Source organism: Pseudomonas sp. 2VD, from assembly GCF_005503585.1.
Classification (GTDB): Bacteria; Pseudomonadota; Gammaproteobacteria; order Pseudomonadales; family Pseudomonadaceae; genus Pseudomonas; species Pseudomonas aeruginosa.
On sequence record NZ_SCND01000524.1, the window covers coordinates 1 to 3,062 of the forward strand.

The window sequence follows — 3,062 nt, forward strand, 5'->3', positions numbered from 1 at the left end:
TTCCTGGACCGGGCCGGACAGCGCGCCGCGCGGCAGATCGACCAGGGTGTGCAGGGGCGGTCCGGCCTGCCACCAGACGCTCGGCTCCGGCCGTCGCAATGGCTGGAACGGCAGCTCGAGGGCGGCCGCCCGTTCGCGCAGCTCCCGGCCATCGCTTCGCGCGGCACCCAGGCGCAGGCGGTTGGCGAGTGCGGAAAGGCGACCGGTGAAGGTGCTGTTGCTACGCGAGTTGGAACTCATGATCGACGGAGGGCTCCTCGGGCTCGGCGACCGACGCGGAAAGGGGCGGGAGGGGACGGCGACGGTCCGTCCATTGAAGCACAGGTTCGGGCGTGACATTCAACCGCGTGGTTTGTGGCAAGCTGTCGTGGTTCATTCAAGCGGGGGGCTCCATGCCCAGTCTCATCATGGATATCGCCCTGTCCGGCGAACGCCTGCAGGCCATCTACGGCGGCAGGGCCAATCGGGTCCTGCTGCGCAGCCGCGACGGTCGCCGGGTGAACCTGCCGGCCCATCACCTGCGTCCGTTCATCGGTCACGATGGCGTGCATGGCACGTTCCGCCTCGATTTCAGCGAGGATGGCCGCCTGCTGGCGCTGCAACGCCTCGCCTGAGCGGGTGCTCGACGGCTATAATCGGCACCCTTCATTCTGCCGACCGATACCCGACCATGTACACCCTGGCCCGCCAGCTGCTGTTCAAACTGTCCCCGGAAACCTCCCACGAACTGTCCATCGACCTGATCGGGGCCGGCGGTCGCCTGGGCCTGAACCGCCTGCTGACGCCCAAGCCGGCCAGCCTGCCGGTCTCTGTGCTGGGCCTGGAATTTCCCAATCCGGTGGGGCTGGCCGCGGGCCTGGACAAGAACGGCGACGCCATCGACGGGTTCGGCCAGCTCGGTTTCGGCTTCATCGAGATCGGCACCGTCACTCCGCGACCGCAGCCGGGCAATCCCAAGCCGCGCCTGTTCCGCCTGCCGCAAGCCAACGCGATCATCAATCGCATGGGCTTCAACAACCACGGCGTCGACCACCTGCTGGCACGGGTGCGCGCGGCGAAGTATCGCGGCGTACTGGGGATCAACATCGGCAAGAACTTCGATACCCCGGTGGAGCGCGCGGTCGACGACTACCTGATCTGCCTGGACAAGGTCTACGCCGACGCCAGCTACGTCACCGTCAACGTCAGCTCGCCGAACACGCCCGGCCTGCGCAGCCTGCAGTTCGGCGATTCGCTCAAGCAACTGCTGGAGGCACTGCGCCAGCGCCAGGAAGCGCTGGCGCTGCGGCATGGCCGGCGGGTACCGCTGGCGATCAAGATCGCCCCGGACATGACCGACGAAGAGACCGCGCTGGTCGCCGCGGCGCTGGTCGAGGCGGGGATGGACGCGGTGATCGCGACCAATACCACTCTCGGCCGCGAAGGCGTGGAAGGCCTGCCGCATGGCGACGAGGCGGGTGGCCTGTCCGGCGCGCCGGTGCGGGAGAAGAGCACGCACACGGTGAAGGTGCTGGCCGGCGAACTGGGCGGACGGCTGCCGATCATCGCCGCCGGCGGTATCACCGAGGGCGCGCACGCGGCGGAGAAGATCGCCGCCGGGGCGAGCCTGGTGCAGATCTATTCGGGTTTCATCTACAAGGGACCGGCGTTGATCCGCGAAGCGGTGGACGCCATCGCCGCATTGCCGCGGCGGAATTGAAAAGGGCTCCTTGCGGAGCCCTTGGGCTTGCGCCCGCCGCCCGGATGGGGCGTGCCTTGGGGAAATCGGTGCTATCCGTGTTGTCGCTTACACGTGCTGGAGTTGATTGAGACGTTGTAAGCCGGCCGTGCCAGTGAGGCCGTCCCAGTTGTCGCCACGGCCCTCGCGCCAGCCGTTGAGCCAGGACTGCCGCGTCGTAGGATGGGTGAACGGACAAAGATCACGAGATTTACCGGTTATGCCGTTCTGATAACCACGCAAGAAGGCTCTTTCCAACGGATCACGCTTAAGTCTTCTCATAGGGTGTTGCCCTCACTTGTTGACTGTTATGTCCCGTTGGCCCCCAGGGGAGGCCTGGCGAAGCTTTCGCCGAAAGGGGTCGTTGCCGGCGTGACGACCCTCGCCCGACACCGTTGCGGTGGCGGATTAACTGGAGTTCTAACCAAAGCGTTCAGGCGTGTGAATGACCGATTTGTCATAAAGACTTAACGCTTTCGTCGATAGGGCCATATGTTGCAGGCTCATGACGCCTGGTTTCCGGCGCTAACGCCGCAGGGTCGCGGGGTTGCGCCTTATAACGATTTGCACCCCCACCAATTGAGATTTCCTCGCATTCCGACGAAGGGTCGCCCAGACTGCGACTCGGGGTCGCAGCGAGCAACGCCGGGAGCGTTCCGGCAATCGAACCACGGCACCTGGTGCCAAAGAAGTGCCCATGAGGGTGCTTCCACTGACAAGGGCTACGGCCCGGGAAGGCGATATGGCTGATGTTTACGAATTGTTTCTGACCTGCCCGAAAGGCCTGGAAAGCCTGCTCCTCGAAGAGGCGCAGGGGCTCGGCCTGGACGAGGCGCGCGCCCAGGTGTCGGCGGTGCGCGGGCAGGGCAGCCTGGAGGTGGCCTATCGCCTCTGCCTGTGGTCGCGCCTGGCCAACCGGGTCTTGCTGGTGTTGGCGCGATTCCCGGTGGAGAACGCCGAGTCCATGTACATGGCGGTCCACGCGGTGAACTGGGAAGACCACCTGGACGCCGGCGGCACGCTGGCGGTGGAGTTCAGCGGCAAGGGCTCGGGCATTGACAACACCCATTTCGGGGCGCTGAAGGTCAAGGATGCGATCGTCGACAACCTGCGCGAGCGCTCCGGCCGACGTCCGTCGGTGGACAAGGTCAATCCGGACGTGCGCGTCCACCTGCACCTCGACCGCGGCCAGGCGACCCTTTCCCTGGACCTCTCCGGGCATAGCCTGCACCAGCGCGGCTATCGTCTGCAGCAGGGCGCCGCGCCGCTGAAGGAGAACCTGGCGGCGGCGGTGTTGATCCGTGCCGGCTGGCCGAAGATCGCCGCCGAGGGCGGTGCCCTGGCC

Annotated in this window: 4 protein-coding genes and 1 pseudogene; 3 read left to right on the forward strand and 2 right to left on the reverse strand. The window is 66.1% G+C overall.

Annotation, left to right across the window (positions count from 1 at the left end):
• A pseudogene (locus FFS27_RS31015) lies at nt 1-240 on the reverse strand (DUF6685 family protein); the annotation flags it as partial.
• A 152-nt stretch (nt 241-392) separates the two neighbouring features.
• Between FFS27_RS31015 and FFS27_RS31020 the strand changes: the two are divergent.
• Nucleotides 393-614 (forward strand): DUF2835 domain-containing protein, encoded by a 222-nt coding sequence (locus FFS27_RS31020; RefSeq protein WP_003103227.1) that lies wholly within the window; start codon nt 393-395, stop codon nt 612-614.
• A 56-nt stretch (nt 615-670) separates the two neighbouring features.
• Nucleotides 671-1,699 carry a quinone-dependent dihydroorotate dehydrogenase gene (locus FFS27_RS31025; RefSeq protein ID WP_003091275.1) on the forward strand — a complete coding sequence of 343 codons (1,029 nt, stop codon included), beginning with the start codon at nt 671-673 and terminating at the stop codon, nt 1,697-1,699.
• 87 nt (nt 1,700-1,786) lie between these two features.
• On the opposite strand, the gene rmf is transcribed toward FFS27_RS31025, so the two are convergent.
• Nucleotides 1,787-1,999, reverse strand: coding sequence for a ribosome modulation factor (gene rmf / locus FFS27_RS31030; RefSeq protein ID WP_003103238.1), 213 nt, complete (start codon nt 1,997-1,999; stop codon nt 1,787-1,789).
• 460 nt (nt 2,000-2,459) lie between these two features.
• Between rmf and FFS27_RS31040 the strand changes: the two genes are divergently transcribed.
• A partial coding sequence (locus FFS27_RS31040) for a THUMP domain-containing protein (protein WP_256659809.1) occupies nt 2,460-3,062 on the forward strand: 603 nt, incomplete at its 3' end.